13 protein-coding genes are annotated in these 14,884 nt (G+C 76.8%); 8 read left to right on the top strand and 5 right to left on the bottom strand.

What is annotated here, in order from left to right:
* Nucleotides 1–130: 130 nt before the first annotated feature.
* Both ACIBAI_RS19500 and ACIBAI_RS19495 read right to left on the bottom strand, forming a co-directional pair.
* The gene (locus ACIBAI_RS19500; RefSeq protein WP_399035816.1) at nucleotides 131–979 is read right to left on the bottom strand and encodes a siderophore-interacting protein; all 849 of its coding nucleotides are present in this window, start codon (nucleotides 977–979) and stop codon (nucleotides 131–133) included.
* Nucleotides 980–1,082: 103 nt separating this feature from the next.
* Nucleotides 1,083–2,012 carry a 5'-3' exonuclease H3TH domain-containing protein gene (locus ACIBAI_RS19495; RefSeq protein ID WP_399036039.1) on the bottom strand — a complete coding sequence of 310 codons (930 nt, stop codon included), beginning with the start codon at nucleotides 2,010–2,012 and terminating at the stop codon, nucleotides 1,083–1,085.
* A gap of 525 nt (nucleotides 2,013–2,537) precedes the next feature.
* Between ACIBAI_RS19495 and ACIBAI_RS19490 the strand changes: the two genes are divergently transcribed.
* The 3 genes from ACIBAI_RS19490 (at nucleotide 2,538) to ACIBAI_RS19480 (ending at nucleotide 4,912) form a co-directional block, all read left to right on the top strand.
* Nucleotides 2,538–3,107 (top strand): helix-turn-helix domain-containing protein, encoded by a 570-nt coding sequence (locus ACIBAI_RS19490; RefSeq protein ID WP_399035814.1) that lies wholly within the window; start codon nucleotides 2,538–2,540, stop codon nucleotides 3,105–3,107.
* A complete protein-coding gene (locus ACIBAI_RS19485; protein WP_399035812.1) occupies nucleotides 3,104–3,841 on the top strand; it encodes a helical backbone metal receptor in 738 nt (245 codons plus the stop codon). Before ACIBAI_RS19490 ends, ACIBAI_RS19485 begins: the two co-directional genes overlap by 4 nt.
* A gap of 135 nt (nucleotides 3,842–3,976) precedes the next feature.
* Nucleotides 3,977–4,912 (top strand): LysR family transcriptional regulator, encoded by a 936-nt coding sequence (locus ACIBAI_RS19480; protein WP_399035810.1) that lies wholly within the window; start codon nucleotides 3,977–3,979, stop codon nucleotides 4,910–4,912.
* Between the two features lie 92 nt (nucleotides 4,913–5,004).
* Here ACIBAI_RS19480 and ACIBAI_RS19475 read toward each other — a convergent pair whose 3' ends face one another.
* Both ACIBAI_RS19475 and ACIBAI_RS19470 read right to left on the bottom strand, forming a co-directional pair.
* Complete coding sequence (locus tag ACIBAI_RS19475) at nucleotides 5,005–5,736, bottom strand: gamma-glutamyl-gamma-aminobutyrate hydrolase family protein (RefSeq protein WP_399035808.1); 732 nt, start codon at nucleotides 5,734–5,736, stop codon at nucleotides 5,005–5,007.
* Nucleotides 5,737–5,956: 220 nt separating this feature from the next.
* Nucleotides 5,957–6,694, bottom strand: a complete 738-nt coding sequence (locus ACIBAI_RS19470) for a FadR/GntR family transcriptional regulator (protein ID WP_399035806.1) — start codon at nucleotides 6,692–6,694, stop codon at nucleotides 5,957–5,959.
* A 150-nt stretch (nucleotides 6,695–6,844) separates the two neighbouring features.
* On the opposite strand from ACIBAI_RS19470, the gene ACIBAI_RS19465 reads away from it, so the two are divergent.
* The 3 genes from ACIBAI_RS19465 to ACIBAI_RS19455 all read left to right on the top strand — a co-directional run bounded on the left by ACIBAI_RS19465 (nucleotide 6,845) and on the right by ACIBAI_RS19455 (nucleotide 10,451).
* Entirely contained in the window at nucleotides 6,845–8,209 is a 1,365-nt protein-coding gene (locus ACIBAI_RS19465) for a glutamine synthetase family protein (RefSeq protein ID WP_399035805.1), read from the top strand.
* Nucleotides 8,210–8,301: 92 nt separating this feature from the next.
* On the top strand, nucleotides 8,302–9,663 hold the full coding sequence (locus tag ACIBAI_RS19460; RefSeq protein ID WP_399036037.1) for an aldehyde dehydrogenase family protein: 1,362 nt from the start codon (nucleotides 8,302–8,304) through the stop codon (nucleotides 9,661–9,663).
* Nucleotides 9,660–10,451, top strand: a complete 792-nt coding sequence (locus ACIBAI_RS19455; protein WP_399035803.1) for a 3-oxoacyl-ACP reductase — start codon at nucleotides 9,660–9,662, stop codon at nucleotides 10,449–10,451. The genes ACIBAI_RS19460 and ACIBAI_RS19455 overlap by 4 nt, the downstream gene beginning before the upstream one ends.
* A gap of 65 nt (nucleotides 10,452–10,516) precedes the next feature.
* On the opposite strand, the gene ACIBAI_RS19450 is transcribed toward ACIBAI_RS19455, so the two are convergent.
* Nucleotides 10,517–11,719 (bottom strand): amino acid deaminase/aldolase, encoded by a 1,203-nt coding sequence (locus ACIBAI_RS19450; RefSeq protein ID WP_399035802.1) that lies wholly within the window; start codon nucleotides 11,717–11,719, stop codon nucleotides 10,517–10,519.
* 280 nt (nucleotides 11,720–11,999) lie between these two features.
* Between ACIBAI_RS19450 and ACIBAI_RS19445 the strand changes: the two genes are divergently transcribed.
* Together ACIBAI_RS19445 and mycP are read left to right on the top strand one after the other, a co-directional pair.
* Nucleotides 12,000–13,550, top strand: a complete 1,551-nt coding sequence (locus ACIBAI_RS19445) for a hypothetical protein (RefSeq protein ID WP_399035800.1) — start codon at nucleotides 12,000–12,002, stop codon at nucleotides 13,548–13,550.
* Nucleotides 13,547–14,731: a type VII secretion-associated serine protease mycosin gene (gene mycP, locus ACIBAI_RS19440; protein ID WP_399035798.1), complete on the top strand. Its 1,185-nt coding sequence runs from the start codon at nucleotides 13,547–13,549 to the stop codon at nucleotides 14,729–14,731. Before ACIBAI_RS19445 ends, mycP begins: the two co-directional genes overlap by 4 nt.
* Nucleotides 14,732–14,884 lie beyond the last annotated feature (153 nt).

Below are 14,884 nucleotides of genomic sequence, written 5' to 3'. Positions count from 1 at the left end.
GGCCCCCGGGGCCCCCGCGGGGGCGCCCCGGGGCGCGGGGGGGGGGCCCCGGGGGGGGGGGGCCCCCCCGGGCGGGCGGGGGGGCGCCCCGGCCCCCGGGGGCCCCCCCCCCCCCGTCCGGGCGCGGGTGTCACGCGGCGGACGCCCCCGGCTGCTCCTGCTCCGCCTCGATGCGCGCGTTCCACTCCCGCTTGGAGGCCTGCCAGCCGTCCTCGTTGTGACCGAGGCGCCAGTAGCCGGAGATCGACAGGTCCTCGCGCGGAATCCCGCGCTCGACCCGCAGCAGACGGCGCAGCTCCTTCACGCAGTGGGCCTCGCCGTGCACGAACGCGTGCACCCGGCCCTGCGGGAAGTCCAGGCCGCGCACGGCCTCGACCAGCGCCTCGCCGACCGGCCGGCCGCCGCGGTGCAGCCAGACCACGTCCACATCGGAGTCGATCTTCTGCTCGTCCTCGGGCCCGGCGACCTCCACGAAGGCGTGGGCGCGGACGCCGGCGGGCAGCGACTCCAGGGAGCGGGCGATCGCGGGCAGCGCGCTCTCGTCACCGGCGAGCAGGTGCCAGTCGGCGTCCGGATCGGGGGCGTAGGCGCCGCCGGGACCCATGAACCACACGGTCTCGCCCGGCTGAGCGCGCAGCGCCCAGGGGCCGGCCAGGCCCTCGTCGCCGTGGATGACGAAGTCCAGCGTCAGCTCGCGGTGCTCGGGGTCCCAGCCGCGCACGGTGTACGTCCGGGTCACCGGCCACTGCTCACGGGGGGACTCCGCGCGGATCCGCTCCAGGTCGAACGGCTCGGGGTGGGCCGTGCCCGCGGCCGGGAACAGCAGCTTCACATAGTGGTCGGTACAGGTGTCGGCCGAGAATCCGGTCAGGCCCTCACCGCCGAGCACCACGCGCTGCATGTGCGGGGTCAGCCGTTCGGTGCGGACGACCTGCGCGGAACGGGGCTTCTGCGGCTTCCGTGCCGGGCGCTCTGCCATGACGGCCTCCCATGATTTGTAGCTTAGGCTTACCTAAGTTAGCACCTTCTCCCGGTGGAGTCCCCTTATGCCGCAGCTCCGTGACCGCGTGTCGCCGGGGACGTCACGCGCCGAGCGTCGCCAGCAGCCGCTGCAGTGACCCGCCCAGTCCCCAGCGGGACGCCAGTGCCTCCAGCGCGACCGGGTCGCGCGGGGCACGCGGCAGCGTCGTGTCGACGTCCGGCAGCGGGACGTCGTCCGCGACCCGCACCACCTTCGGGGCGACCGCGAGGTACGGCCGGGCCTCGTCCAGGCGCCGGCGCTGTGACGGCGTGAGCTTCGCGCCCGGATCGTCGACCGCGGCCAGGACGCCGGCCAGGTCGCCGAACTCGGCGAGCAGCCTGGCCGCGGTCTTCTCGCCGATGCCGGGCACGCCCGGCAGGCCGTCGCTCGGATCGCCGCGCAGCAGCGCCAGATCCGCGTACCCGCTGCCGCTCACCCCATACTTCTCCCGCACCACGGACTCGTCGGTGAGCTGGAGCGTGCCGACGCCTTTGAGGGGGTACAGCACGCGCACCTCCCGCGCGTCGTCGATCAGCTGGTAGAGGTCGCGGTCGCCGGTGACGATGTCGACCGGGCCCTTGGCGCGCGCGGTGAACGTGCCGATCACGTCGTCCGCCTCGTACCCCGCGACGCCCACGCGCGCGATGCCGAGCGCGTCCAGGACCGCCTCGACGACCGGCACCTGGGGGGAGAGCGTGCCGGGCACCGCCTCCTCGTCCGGTCCCGCCTCGCGCTCCTCGGCGACGCGGTGCGCCTTGTAGGAGGGGATCAGCTCCACCCGCCACCGCGGGCGCCAGTCGGCGTCCATGCACGCCACCAGGTGCTCCGGCCGGTGGTCCCTGACCAGGCGGTCGACGAAGTCCAGCAGTCCGCGCACGGCGTTCACCGGCGTGCCGTCCGGGGCCCTCACGGTCTCCGGGACGCCGAAGTAGGCGCGGAAGTAGAGCGAGGCGGTGTCGAGGAGCATCAGTCGTCCGGTCACGCCCCGCATCATGCCGTACGGCACCGACAGCCATCCGGCCGCGCGGCGCGTCGCGCTCCGCGCACCGGGCCGCCCGCGCGCCCGGTCCGGACGGGCCCGGACCGCCGTCCGCGGGGGCGGGCCGCGCCACGGCCGCGGCGCGACCGGCCCCCGCTTCCGCCGCGGCCGCCCCCGGCGACTGCCCGGCGTACGAAAAGGATCCGGACAACCACGCGGGGCGGCTTCCGGGGCGCGGGAGACGCGAGGGAACACCGGGCAGCGCCCGCGCATTGAACCCAGGGGCGGAAACCGACGCCGCGACCGGCCGGCCGCGGTCGTGCCGGACCGCCGCCGGCCGGTCGGGTCCGGGCCTCCGGGAGATGATCCACTGGCGCGAACCGCGGGGTCGCGGCCGACCCGACGTGACGGCGACGTGACGGGCGCGTGAATCGGTTTGCCGAACATGCGTAGGGTGCAGAGAACTCAGAAGAGCAGATCCGCCCGGGGACGGGCGCACGGGCCGCGGAGAGACAGGCGAAGGAGGGAGCCGGAGCGATGGGCGACCACAAAGAACAGCCCCTTCGGGTGGGCGCGGCCGTGCGGCGGCGGCGCCGGGCGCTGGACCTCACCCTCGCCGTCGTGGCCGAGCGCAGCGGCCTGTCGGTGCCCTTCCTGAGCCAGATCGAGAACGAGCGGGCGCGGCCCAGCAGGAGCTCCCTGGAGAAGGTGGCCGACGCGCTGCGCACCACCGCCGTGGAGCTCCTCGCGGCGGCCGACCCGGCGTGCAGCGTGGACGTGGTCCGGGCCGAGGGGCCCGAGCCGGTGCTCGCCCCCCAGGTGCGCTCCCTGGTGCGCGGCCACCACCAGATGCACGCCTCGGAGTTCACCGGGGACCACGACGCGGGCCGCGAGTTCCAGTACCGCAACGACCAGTTGATGTACGTCGCGGACGGCGTGGTGGAGATCGAGGCCGAGGGCCGCGCCTACCGCCTGGGCCGCGGCGACACGCTGTACCTCACCGGCGGGGTGCGGCACCGCTGGCGGGCCACCGAGGCGGACACCCGCGTGATCGTCGTCGCCGTGGCGGAGCACATCGAGGCGGTCCGCGACCGGCCGCACCCGTGAGGGTCGTCTCCCTGGTCCCGTCCCTGACGGAGGCCGTGGCCCGGACCCTTCCCGGCGTCCTGGCCGGCGCCACGGACTGGTGCACCCATCCGCCCGGTCTGGACGTCGCGCGGATCGGCGGCACGAAGAACCCGGACGTGGACCGGATCGTCTCCCTCGCCCCCGATCTGGTGATCGCCAACGAGGAGGAGAACCGCGCCCCCGACCTCGCGGCCCTGCGCGCGGCCGGTGCCGAGGTGCTGGTGACCGAGGTGCGGGACGTACCGCAGTCCTTCCGGGAACTCGCCCGGGTGCTGGCGGCCTGCGGCGCCCGGAGCCGGCCGCGGTGGCTGGACGAGGCGGAGGAGGCCTGGTCGGCGCAGCCGGTGCCCGGACGCCGTACGACGGCGGTCGTGCCGGTCTGGCGCCGGCCGTGGACGGTGCTGGGCCGGGCCACCTTCGCGGGCGATGTGCTGGCCCGGCTGGGGGTCGACCACCTGTACGCCGCGCACGCCGAGCGCTACCCGCGCGTTCCGGTCGAGGAGCTGCGCGCGGCCGGCGCGGACCTCGTGGTGCTCCCGGACGAGCCGTACCGCTTCACCGCCGACGACGGCCCCGAGGCCTTCCCCGGACTGCCCTGCGCCCTGGTCAGCGGCCGGCACCTCACCTGGTACGGCCCGTCGCTGGCCGAGGCGCCGCGGGTGCTGGGCGCGGCCCTCGCCGCAGCGCGCCGCCGGCCGGGCCGCTCACGGTGAGCGCGGCCGCGGCGGTCCGGACGGCGCGGGGGGCGGCGGCGGTGCGGGGCCGGGCCGTAGTGACCACGGCGCCGCCGTCGCCCCGCGGACGCCCACGACCAGGGGAAACGCCCCACCAAGACATAAGCTGGAGTTATGAGCAACAAGGAAGGGCGGGCAGACCCCCGGCCGGCGTCCGCCGGTTCGCTGGCGCACCGGGTGCCCGATCTCGGCGCGCTGGAGCTGCTGCTGGCGGTGGCACGGCTCGGCAGCCTCGGCGGCGCGGCGCGGGAGGTGGGCATCACCCAGCCGGCGGCCAGCAGCCGGATCCGGTCCATGGAACGCCAGTTGGGGGTCGCTCTGGTGGACCGGTCGCCGCGCGGCTCCCGGCTCACCGACGCCGGCGCGCTGGTCACCGACTGGGCGCGGCGGATCGTCGAGGCGGCGGAGGCCTTCGACGCGGGGGCGCAGGCGCTGCGGGACCGCAGGGACTCGCGGCTGCGGGTGGCGGCGAGCATGACGATCGCCGAGTACCTGCTGCCGGGCTGGCTGCTCGCGCTGCGCGCCGAGCGGCCCGACACGGCGGTGTCGCTGCTCGCCGGGAACTCGGCGGCGGTGGCGGAGCGCCTGCTCGCCGACGAGGCGGATCTGGGCTTCGTGGAAGGACTCAGCGTGCCGACCGGGCTGGACTCGGCGGTCGTCGCGCACGACCGGCTGATCGTCGTGACGGCACCCGCGCACCCGTGGGCGCGGCGTCAGCGCCCCCTGGCGGCCGGGGAACTGGCGGCGACCCCGCTGATCCTGCGGGAGGAGGGCTCGGGCACCCGGCAGGTGCTGGAGGCGGCGCTGGGCGGGGTGGCCCGGCCGCTGATCGAGCTCTCCTCGACCACCGCGGTGAAGGCTGCGGCGGTGAGCGGCGCGGGCCCGGCGGTCCTCAGCGAACTCGCCGTGGGCGAGGAACTGGCGATGCGGCGCCTGGTGCGGGTGCCCGTGCACGACGTGTCGCTGGCGCGGGACCTGCGGGCGGTGTGGCCGACGGGGCACCGGCCCGCGGGGCCGGCACGGGACCTGCTGTCGCTGACGCGGGGGTAGGACGGGACGGCACGGGGGCACGACGGGACGGCCCGGCACCGCTCCCGTCCCGCCGTCCGGTCCAGGGCGCGGCCCGTTGCCGCGCGGCCGCCTCAGCGCCCCCGTCCCCGCCCTCCGGCCCAGGGCACCGCTCGTTGCTCCGCGGCCGCCTCCACCAGCGCCCGCATCACCCGCACGTCCTCGCCCATCTCCGGGTGCCACTGCACCCCCAGCGCCCAGCCGTCGCCGGGCGGCAGCTCGACGGCCTCCACCGTGCCGTCCGCCGCGTGGGCCGAGACGGCCAGGCCGGCGCCGAGGCGGTCCACCGCCTGGTGGTGGAAGGCCGGCACGGACGTCTTCTCCGGGACCACGGCGGCGTACACCGTGCCCGGCACGGGCTCGACCGGGTGGCGGCCGAACACGCCGGGTGCCTCGGCGTGGCCGTCGATGTGCTGGACCAGGGTGCCGCCGAGGGCGACGTTCAGCAGCTGCATGCCCCGGCAGATGCCCAGCAGCGGCAGGCGTACGGCCAGCGCCGCCTCGACCAGGGCGAGTTCCCAGGCGTCCCGGGCCCGTGCGGGCGGCCCGGTGCGCGGATCGCGCTCGGCGCCGTAACGGGCCGGCTCGACGTCCGGGCCGCCCGCGATCACCAGGCCGTCCAGGCGGGCCACGGTCGCCGCCGCGTGCTCCGGCGCGTCCGGCGGCAGCATCGCGGCCAGCCCGCCCGCCCGCTGCACCAGCCGCGGATACCCGGCCGGCAGCAGTGCCGCCTCCAGCTCCCACAGCCCCCAGCGCGCCCCGGCCTCCAGGTACGTGCTGACGCCGATCAGCGGCCTGTCCGTCATCCGGTCTCTCCCGCTCCGCCCGTCGGGCCCGCCTCTCGCACCGCGCCCGTCACCCGGCCTCTCGCACCGCGCCCATCGATCCCGCCTTCCGCGCTCCGCCCGTCGTCCGGCCCCGTGCGCGCTCCGCCCGGCGGCCGGCCCTCCCCGCGATGGGCCGGCCCCGTGCTTCCAATGGACTCAACACATACCTTTGCGAAGGCCGCCCCGCACGGCGGGGCGCTCACGCGAGGAACCCCCGCAGCAGCGCCGCCGTCCCCGCGCAGTGCTCCCGCATCGTCTCCCGGGCCCTGTCGGCGTCCCCGTCGAGGACCGCCCCGACCAGCGCGGTGTGCTGCCGCTGCGAGTGCTCCAGGTTGCGCACCAGCAGCGGAATGCAGTCGAGGAGGTCGTTGACCGTCGCCCGCACCGCCGCGTACTGCGCGGCCAGCGTCGGCGACCCGCACAGCTCGGCGAGGGTGAGGTGGAGCAGCGTGTCCGCGCGGCGGTAGTCGGCGAGCGGCGCGTCGTGCGTCCGGTCCAGCGCCTCCCGCAGCCGTCCCGCCCGCTCCCCGGTCAGCCCGTGCGCCGCGCACAGCCCGGCCGCGCCCACCTCCAGCACCTCCCGGAAGCGCAGCACGTCCTCGATGTCGACGCCGGCGATCCGGCGCCGCAGCGCGTCCCCGCCGCCCGTGCCCGGCGTGCGGGGCAGCACGAACGTGCCGCCGTACCGCCCGCGCCGCGACTCGACCAGGCCCTGCTCCTGCAGCACCTTCAGCACCTCGCGCAGCGTCATCCGGCTGATCCCCAGCCGCTCCGCCAGCTCCCGCTCCGCGGGCAGCCGCCCGCCCTCCGGCACCAGGCCCAGCCGTACCACCTGCAGGATCTGCTCCAGCGCCTCCTCGAAGCCGTTGCCCGCGCGCACCGGCCGCAGCACCGGCGCGAGGCGGTCCGCCACCGTGCCGCCGGCTTCCTCCGACATGAGGCCGCGCCCCCTTCCCAAGCAATGGTCCGCGGCCATACCTTATGGCTCTCGGCGCGGCCGGAGAAGTGCGAAGCCGTGCGACGCCGCGAGCGCCCGGCGGCGCCCACCGCGCGCGACGTCGCGAAGCAGCCCCAAGGAGGCCCTCCCGTGGCAGACCGCACGCCCCCGCTCGGCGTCGAGGAGCTGCACGCCCTCGTCGCGGGCGGCGAGATCGACACCGTCGTCCTGGCCTTCCCCGACATGCAGGGGCGGCTCCAGGGCAAGCGGTTCGCCGCCCGGTTCTTCCTCGACGAGGTCCTCCGCCACGGCACCGAGGGCTGCTCCTACCTCCTCGCCGTCGACGCCGAGATGAACACCGTCGACGGGTACGCGATGTCCTCCTGGGACCGCGGCTACGGCGACTTCGCCATGCGCCCGGACCCGGCCACCCTGCGCCGCGTGCCCTGGAACGCGGGCACCGCCCTGGTCGTCGCCGACCTCGCCTGGAGCGACGGCTCCCCGGTGGCCGCCGCGCCCCGCCAGATCCTGCGCCGCCAGCTGGAGCGCCTCGCCGGGCACGGCTACACCGCCCGGGTCGGCACCGAGCTGGAGTTCATCGTCTTCAAGGACACCTACGAGCAGGCCTGGGAGGCGAACTACCGGGGGCTCACGCCCGCCAACCAGTACAACGTCGACTACTCGGTCCTCGGCACCGGCCGCGTCGAGCCCCTGCTGCGCCGCATCCGCAACGAGATGGCGGGCGCCGGGATGACCGTGGAGTCCGCCAAGGGCGAGTGCAGTCCCGGCCAGCACGAGATCGTCTTCCGTTACGACGAGGCCCTGGTCACCTGCGACCAGCACGCGATCTACAAGACCGGCGCCAAGGAGATCGCCGCCCAGGAGGGCGTGTCGCTCACCTTCATGGCCAAGTACGACGAGCGCGAGGGCAACTCCTGCCACATCCACCTCTCGCTCGCGGACGCCTCCGGCGCCAGCGCCATGCCGGGGGCCGCGGCGGACGGCATGTCGCAGGTCATGCGGCACTTCCTGGCCGGACAACTGGCGGCCCTGCGGGACTTCTGCCTCCTGTACGCCCCCCACGTCAACTCCTACAAGCGGTTCCGGCCCGGCTCCTTCGCCCCGACCGCCGTCGCCTGGGGCCACGACAACCGCACCTGCGCCCTGCGCGTGGTCGGCCACGGCCGCTCGCTGCGCTTCGAGAACCGGCTGCCCGGCGGCGACGTCAATCCGCACCTCGCGGTCGCGGGCATGGTGGCGGCCGGCCTGTACGGCATCGAGCAGCGGCTGGAACCGCCCGAGCCCTGCCCGGGCAACGCCTACACCGCCGGCTTCGCACACGTCCCGGCCACCCTGCGGGAGGCCGCCGAGCTCTGGGGGAACAGCCCGATCGCCCAGGCGGCCTTCGGCGACGAGGTCGTCGCGCACTACCGCAACATGGCGCGCGTCGAGCTGGACGCCTTCGACGCCGCCGTCACCGACTGGGAGCTGCGCCGCTCCTTCGAACGCATGTGAGGCCCCTCTTGTCCCACGAGCCCTCCGAGCACCCGACGCCTCAGGACCCCCGAGACCATCGAGGACCCCGAAACCCTCGATACCCCCGGGAACTGCGGGTACTGAACCCCGCCACCGAGGAGGTCGTCGCCACCGTCCCCGCCGCCACCGAGGCCGACGTCGACGCCGCCGTCGTACGCGCCGCCCGCGCCCAGGCGGCCTGGGCCGCCCGCGCGCCCGGTGACCGCGCCCGCCTGCTGCGCCGCTTCGCCGCGGCCGTCGACGACCACCTCGAGGAGCTGGCCCGGCTGGAGGTCCTCGAGGCCGGGCACACCCTCGGCAACGCCCGCTGGGAGGCGGGCAACGTCCGCGACCTGCTCGACTACACGGCCGGGGGAGTGGAGCGCCTGACGGGGCGCCAGATCCCGGTGGCGGGCGGCCTGGACGTCACGATCCTCGAACCGCTCGGCGTCGTGGGCGTCATCGCGCCCTGGAACTTCCCGATGCCGATCGCGGCCTGGGGCGCGGCCCCGGCGCTCGCGGCGGGCAACGCGGTGATCCTCAAGCCCGCCGAGACGACCCCGCTGACCGCGCTGCGCCTGGCCGAACTCGCCCTGGCGGCGGACCTGCCGGAGGGGCTGTTCCAGGTGCTGCCCGGCCACGGCCCCGTCGCGGGCGGCGCCCTCGTCGAGCACCCCGGCGTCGCCAAGATCGTGTTCACGGGCTCGACGGCCGTGGGCCGGCAGGTCCTGGCCAAGGGATCGGCCCGGCTCAAACGCGTCACCCTCGAACTCGGCGGCAAGAGCCCCAACATCGTCTTCGCCGACGCCGACCTGGAGGCCGCCGCGGCCGCCGCCCCCATGTCGTTCCTCGACAACTCCGGCCAGGACTGCTGTGCCCGCACCCGCATCCTGGTCCAGCGCGACGTCCACGACCGCTTCCTCGACCTCCTCGCCCCGGCGATCGAGTCCGTCCGCGTCGGCGACCCGGCGCAGGAGAGCACCGACATGGGCCCGCTGATCTCCAGGTCCCAGCTGGACCGCGTCCGCTCGTACGTCCCGCAGGACGCCGCCGGCATCCGCGGCAAGGCCCCCGAGGGCCCCGGCTTCTGGTTCCCGCCCACCGTCCTCACCGGCGTCGACCCCCGCGCGCGCGTGGCCGTGGAGGAGGTCTTCGGCCCGGTCGCCGTCGTCCTGCCGTTCGACGACGAGGCCGACGCGGTCCGCCTCGCCAACGCCACCGACTACGGCCTGGCCGGCTCGGTGTGGACCCGGGACGTGGGCCGCGCCCTGCGCGTCTCCCGGGCGGTCCGGGCCGGCAACCTGTCCGTCAACTCCCACTCCAGCGTCCGCTACTGGACCCCGTTCGGCGGCTTCAAGCAGTCCGGCATCGGCCGCGAGCTCGGCCCGGACGCCCTCGTCGCCTTCACCGAGACCAAGAACGTCTTCATCAGCACGGAGGGCCCCGCACAGTGACCGAAGCATCCCGCGAAGCCGTCTGCCGCCGCCTGGTCGGCCGCACCGCCGTCGTCACCGGAGCCGGCAGCGGCATCGGCCTCGCCGCCGCCCGCCGGCTCGCCTCCGAAGGCGCCCACGTCGTCTGCGGCGACATCGACACCGCCCGCGGCCAGGCCGCCGCCGAGGAGACCGGCGGGCTCTTCGTGAAGGTCGACGTCACCGACCCCGAACAGGTGGAGGCCCTGTTCGGGGCGGCGTACGACACTTACGGCAGCGTCGACGTCGCCTTCAACAACGCCGGGATCTCCCCGCCCGACGACGACTCCATCCTGGAGACCGGCCTGGACGCCTGGAAACGCGTCCAGGAGGTCAACCTCACCTCCGTCTACCTGTGCTGCAAGGCCGCCCTGCCCTACATGCGCCGCCAGGGCAGGGGATCCATCATCAACACCGCGTCCTTCGTGGCCCGCATGGGCGCGGCGACCTCCCAGATCTCGTACACGGCCTCCAAGGGCGGCGTCCTCGCGATGTCCCGCGAACTGGGCGTGCAGTTCGCGCGGGAGGGCATCCGCGTCAACGCCCTGTGCCCCGGGCCGGTCAACACCCCGCTGCTGCGGGAGCTGTTCGCCAAGGACCCGGAGCGCGCCGCGCGCCGCCTGGTGCACATCCCGGCCGGCCGGTTCGCCGAGGCGGAGGAGATCGCCGCCGCCGTCGCCTTCCTCGCCAGCGACGACTCCTCCTTCGTCAACGCCACCGACTTCCTGGTGGACGGCGGAATCTCGGGGGCGTACGTCACACCGCTGTAGGGCTCGTCCCACGGAGCCGGGACGGGCGGCGGCACCGGCCCGGCCGCCCGACGGCCCCTCGCCGGCTACAGGAAGGCGCGGCCCTCGCCCCGGTACGTCGGGACGGTCGCCGTCACCGCGTCCCCCTCGACCAGGTGCAGCGCGTCGAACCGCTCGCACAGCTCACCGGCCTTGGCGTGCCGGAACCACACCCGGTCCCCGATGCGGAGGTCGTCGGCGACGGCCCCGAGCAGCGGCGTCTGCACCTCGCCGGCCCCCTCCCGCGGGTCGTACCGCAGCCCCGGGGGCAGATACGGCTGCGGCAGCCGGTCGGCCCCGGCGGGGCCGGAGGCGGGATACCCGCCGCCGAGCACCGTCACCGCCCCGACGCCCGGCCGCCGCACGACGGGCTGGGCGAACAGGGCCGCCGGACGGCCGCCGAACGACGTGTAGTGGTCGAACAGCCGCGGCAGGTACAGCCCCGACCCGGCGGCGATCTCGGTGACGGCGTCCTCCGCGGCGGTGTGCTGCACGCTGCCCGTGCCGCCGCCGTTGACGAACTCCAGGTCCGGTACGAGGGCCCGCACGGCCCGTACGGCCTCGGCCCGCCGCTCGGCGAGCTCCCGCCGGGCGGCGGCCTGCATCAGCCGCACGGCCCGCGAGCGCAGCGGACGCCCCGCCACCGCGTCCCCGACACCGGCGACGTGCCCCTCGTACGCCATGATCCCCACGACCCTGAACCCCGGCCGCCGGGCCACCGCACGGGCGAGGCCGGCGATCCCGGCGGGGGAGTGCAGCGGCGAGCGGCGGGCCCCGACGCGCACCCGCCCGCCCAGCAGCCGCAGGGACGTGTCCAGTTCCAGGCAGACCCGCACCACCTCGCGGCCCCCGCCGCGCGCGGCGTCGATCAGGTCCAGCTGGGCCGGGTCGTCGACCGTCACGGTGACGGCGGCGGCGAGCTCGGGATCGGCGGCGAGTTCGGCGTAACCGGCGCGGTCCGCGGACGGATAGGCGAGCAGCACGTCGTCGAACCCGGACCGGGCCAGCCACAGGGACTCGGCGAGGGTGAAGGACATCACGCCCGCGAAGCCGTCCCTCGCCAGGACGCGTTCCAGCAGGGCCCGGCAGCGCACGGACTTGCTCGCGACCCGGACCGGTTTCCCGCCGGCCCGGCGGACCAGGTCGCCGGCGTTGGCGTCGAAGGCGGCCAGGTCCACGATCGCCAGCGGGGCGTCGAGATGGGCGGTGGCCCGGTCGTAACGGGCCCGGTCGGCGGCTGACGCGGTCATGGACGCAGCCTGCCAGAGCGGATTACCGCAGGGTAGGGGGATGTTCCGGGCCAAAGCCGCAGGGGCGTGGACTGGTTCCCCCTCCGCCGGGGGCACGCCGTAAAGTGACGCGCACGCACGACGGAACGGCACCGGCCGGTCGCCCGCGCCGGATGACGGTCCGTCCGTGCGGGTATGCCTGCCCGGGGACGGACCGGTCCGCGCCGGGCCCGGCCGTACGACGTCCAGGACGACGGCCCGCGCGCGAGGAGCGGCCCGGGCACGAGGAAACGGGGGGTGCATGAGCGCGGAAGCCCGACGCGCCTCCCGCCCGCCCCGCCCCGCCGCCCCGCCGCGCCCGGCGCAGCCGCCGACGGCCGCGGCGGGCGACACCGCCGCGCCGGACCGCCGTCCGCCGGGCGCCCCGGGGCCCGCGGACCGCGGGGAGGCGGCGGCGCGGGACGAGGGCGCCGCGGCCGGGCCGGCCGGAGAGGTCCTCGGCGCCGACGCGCCCGCCGGCCGCGGTGACGCCCCCGCCGGTCCCCGGCCGGGGACCGGCTCCCCCGCCGACCGGTCCCGCTTCCCGGACTCCCGCTCCGGCACGGGGCCCGCCGCCGGCCCCGCCGCCCCGCCGCCGCCCCGGGCCTCCGCGCGCTTCCCGGACGCGCCGCCGGCCGTCGGCCGCCGGCCGCGGCGCGAGGGCCCGGACGGGGCGGCCCGGAGCGCCGTACCGCCCCTGCCGGGACGCCGCCCCGCGCCGTCGCGTCCGGACCACCGTCCCCCGCCGACGCCGCCCCGCCCGGGCCACGACCCCGTGTCCTCCTCCCGCCCGGATCACGACCCCGCCTCCTCGCCCCGCCGTCCCGGCACCCCGGCCGAGACCTCCTCGGAGACGACCGCCCGCCTGCGCCCCGTTCCCGCGCAGCCGCCGCGCGCGGCGGCGGACGACGCCCGGCCCGCGCCCGCCGCACCCGGCCCCGCGCTGCCCTGGAGCACGGCCGGGGCGCCCGGCGGGACCGCCGGCGCCGGACGGCCGCTCGTGTCCTTCGGGGAGCCCGAGGGCTACGACGAGCACGCCCGGCCCCGGCCGCTCGGCGGGCGGGCCCGCTCACGGACCGTCGCCGCGGCCGCCTGCCTGGTGCTCGGACTGGGCCTCATCGGCGGCGCCGTCACCGGCGACTGGCTCATCGGGGACTTCGGCGAGGGCGGCGCCCGCGGCGCCTTCGCCACGGCCGGCGGCCTGTGGCACAGCGTGCCGGTCGACCGGCTCTTCCCACCCACGGTGCAGGGCCGGGGCGCCGGCCCCGGCGGCGCCGACCGCACCTGGACGCGGATCGCCGTCGCCCCGGACAGCGGCTGCCAGGACGCCTTCGACCCCCTCCTGAGCCAGGCCCTCGCCCCGGTCGGCTGCCGGCGCCTGCTGCGCGCCACCTACACCGACGCCACCGAGAGCCACGTCACCACCGTCGGCCTGCTCTTCACCAAGGCCGACGCCGCCGCCATGCGCGCCCTCGACACCCGGTTCGCCCGGGACGGCCTCGACCGCCGCACCGACCTCATGCCCCTGCCGTACGCCGCCAAGGACACCGCCGCGGCCGGCTTCGGCCCCGGGCAGCGCGCCTCCTGGACCGTCTCCGTCCTCACCGACGCCCCCGTCGTCGTCTACGCCGTCTCCGGCTGGGCCGACGGCCGCACGGTCGACGACCCGCAGCCAGCGAAGGAGGCCATGGCCTCCGGCGCCACCACGGCCCCCGCCCAGGCCGGTCTCGGCCACGAGGCCCGGGGCCTCGCCGACCGCATCGAACGCGGCCTGCGCAGAAACGTCCGTTCGGCCACGGAGCAGCCGTCGTGACAACCGCCGCCGCGACCCGCCGGGCCGGGGCCCTGAGCGTCCTCCTCGCCGCCTGCCTCGCCCTCCTGCCGCCCACCGCCGCGCACGCCGACGGCATACGCGCCCAGCAGTGGGCCCTGCAGGCCATGCGCACCGAGGAGGCCTGGCGGACCACGAAGGGCGCGGGCGTCACCGTCGCCGTCCTCGACACCGGGGTCGAGGCCGGCCACCCCGACCTCGCCGGCAACGTCCTGCCCGGCCGGGACCTGGTCCGCTTCGGAGCCGAGCAGGGCGACCGCGCCTGGGCCCGGCACGGCACCGCCATGGCCGGCATCATCGCGGGCCACGGCCACGGACCCGGCGGCGCCGACGGCGTCATGGGCGTCGCCCCCGAGGCACGGATCCTCCCCGTCCGCGTGATCCTGGAGGACGGCGACCCCTCCCGCGCCAGGGCCCGCAAGACCCGCGGCAACGCCCTCGCCGAGGGCATCCGCTGGGCCGCCGACCACGGCGCCGACGTCATCAACCTCTCCCTGGGCGACGACTCCGTCTCCGCCCACCCCGAGCCCGCCGAGGACCAGGCCATCCAGTACGCCCTGGGCAAGGGCGTGGTCGTCGTCGCCTCCGCCGGCAACGGCGGTGAGAAGGGCGACCACATCTCCTACCCGGCCGCCTACCCGGGCGTGATCGTCGCGACCGCCGTCGACCGCTACGGCACCCGCGCCGCCTTCTCCACACGCCGCTGGTACGCCACCGTCAGCGCCCCCGGCGTCGACGTCGTCATCGCCGACCCCGACCACAAGTACTACGAGGGCTGGGGCACCAGCGCCGCCGCCGCGTTCGTCTCCGGCGCCGTCGCCCTCGTCAGGGCCGCCCATCCCGGCCTCACCCCGGCCCAGGTCAAACGGCTCCTGGAGGACACCGCCCGCGACGCCCCGGTCGGCGGCCGCGACGACTCCCGCGGCTTCGGCTTCGTCGACCCGGCCGCCGCCGTCGAGGCGGCCGGCCGCCTCCGCCCGGAGAGCCTGCGCCCGGCGGCGTACGGCGACCGGTACTTCGGCCCCGGCCCGGACCCGGCCCCCGCCGGCGACGCCCCCTCGGCCTGGGCGGCCCCCCTCGCGGGCGGCGCCGGCGGCGTGCTGCTGGTCGCCTCCGTGGTGCTGTGGCGCGGCAGCCGCCGCACCGCCCGCCACGACTTCTGACCGACGGATCCGTCACCCGGGGACGCCGCCCCCGACACAACCTCCCGGTGAACACCGGCACCGCCGCCCGCGCCGCCGCCTCCACCGGCGAGACGCCCGCCGCCTTCGCCGCGTCGCCGTCCGGCACCACGGCCACCGGGCAGCCGCGCCCGC

Origin of the sequence: Streptomyces sp. NPDC051041 (assembly GCF_044456065.1) — a bacterium.
GTDB classification, from domain to species: domain Bacteria; phylum Actinomycetota; class Actinomycetes; order Streptomycetales; family Streptomycetaceae; genus Streptomyces; species Streptomyces glaucus.
The sequence above is the reverse complement of the archived record's forward strand: the minus strand, read 5'-3'. Positions and strand labels throughout refer to the sequence as shown.

What these genes read in the sequence shown, in the direction of transcription:
- ACIBAI_RS19480 (WP_399035810.1), top strand. Translation starts at nt 3,977, where the DNA reads ATGAGCAACAAGGAAGGGCGGGCAGACCCCCGGCCGGCGTCCGCCGGT.
- ACIBAI_RS19475 (WP_399035808.1), bottom strand. Translation starts at nt 5,736, where the DNA reads ATGACGGACAGGCCGCTGATCGGCGTCAGCACGTACCTGGAGGCCGGG.
- ACIBAI_RS19495 (WP_399036039.1), bottom strand. Translation starts at nt 2,012, where the DNA reads ATGCGGGGCGTGACCGGACGACTGATGCTCCTCGACACCGCCTCGCTC.
- ACIBAI_RS19490 (WP_399035814.1), top strand. Translation starts at nt 2,538, where the DNA reads ATGGGCGACCACAAAGAACAGCCCCTTCGGGTGGGCGCGGCCGTGCGG.
- ACIBAI_RS19445 (WP_399035800.1), top strand. Translation starts at nt 12,000, where the DNA reads ATGAGCGCGGAAGCCCGACGCGCCTCCCGCCCGCCCCGCCCCGCCGCC.
- ACIBAI_RS19470 (WP_399035806.1), bottom strand. Translation starts at nt 6,694, where the DNA reads ATGTCGGAGGAAGCCGGCGGCACGGTGGCGGACCGCCTCGCGCCGGTG.
- ACIBAI_RS19450 (WP_399035802.1), bottom strand. Translation starts at nt 11,719, where the DNA reads ATGACCGCGTCAGCCGCCGACCGGGCCCGTTACGACCGGGCCACCGCC.
- ACIBAI_RS19500 (WP_399035816.1), bottom strand. Translation starts at nt 979, where the DNA reads ATGGCAGAGCGCCCGGCACGGAAGCCGCAGAAGCCCCGTTCCGCGCAG.